Genomic DNA, 1,051 nt, shown 5'->3' with positions numbered 1-1,051 from the left:
CGGAACAACTCTGGGTGTTGTGCGTACCAGTCCTTGAGGTTCTGGACCGGGGTGAGGTGACCGAGTGCCCGCTGAGGGATGTGGTGGTTGTACAGTCGATTATAGTGCCAGAGCATCGAGTCCAGGTCGGCGCCGGCGTCGAAGTGCGTGGTCCGCAGAATCTCGGCAATGCGGCCATTGAAGCGCTCCACGAGGCCGTTGGTCTGCGGCTGGCGCGGCGGCGTCAGCCGGTGTTCGATGCCGTAGTCAGCGCACAGCCGGTCGAAGGCATGGTGCCCCGAGGGCTGGCGGTCGTTCTGAGTGAAGCGGTCCGTGAAGGCCAGGTCGTTGTCGGTGAGCAGGATGCGGAGGTGGAACGGAGCCTTCTCGCGGAGGTGGTTCAAAAAGCGTGTGGCGGCCTTCTGGGACTTCTCCCGGTGGCGCTCGAGGTAGACCCAGCGGCTGGCGCGGTCGATGGCGACAAACAGGTAGGTGCGCTGATCCTCGTCGGCCATCGCCGGCAAGTACTTGATGTCCATGTGGAGGTAGCCGGGCTGATAATGTTTGAAGGTCTTCGGCTTTGCCTTCCCCTCCGGCTGGGGCACCAGATCCTTGAGATTCGACACGCCGTGGCGGACCAGCAACCGTTGCAGCGTGGAGCGATTCAGCCCCGGCTGAATGAACTCCCGGACCACCACCAGCAGGTCGTCGGTGGACAGCAGCAGCGAGCGCCGCAGTTCCACCACAATGGCCTCCTGCGCCGGCGACAGCGCTGTGTGCAGCCGATGCGGCCGGTGACTGCGGTCCGCGCTAGCCTCCCGATACTTCCACTTGCGCACCGTCGAGCGCGTGACGTTGTATTTCGCCGCCAGCGCCCGCTCGGACAGCGACGAGTGCCGGATCTCCTCGCGCAGCTGCGGCGTCGTCCGTGCCTGCTTGTGGATCGTGGTGCCGCTCACGTTCAACCTCCTCGCTGCTCGGCCCGCAAGGTTTCACCCAGCTCCTGCAAGGCGAAGCGGGCTTGGAACAGAGCATAACTCCTGGTCGGTATATGATCACTCAGGTCGCAACA

At 64.1% G+C, this 1,051-nt stretch carries 1 protein-coding gene; it reads right to left on the bottom strand.

What is annotated here, in order from left to right; all coding sequences use genetic code 11:
- Nucleotides 1-938 (bottom strand): IS481 family transposase (locus ACPEES_RS23535; RefSeq protein ID WP_435106966.1); only part of this gene is annotated, 938 nt, incomplete at its 3' end.
- Nucleotides 939-1,051: the final 113 nt, after the last annotated feature.

Source organism: Arhodomonas sp. AD133 (assembly GCF_051195215.1).
Classification (GTDB): domain Bacteria; phylum Pseudomonadota; class Gammaproteobacteria; order Nitrococcales; family Nitrococcaceae; genus Arhodomonas.
This window is presented reverse-complemented; position numbering and strand designations above follow the sequence as displayed.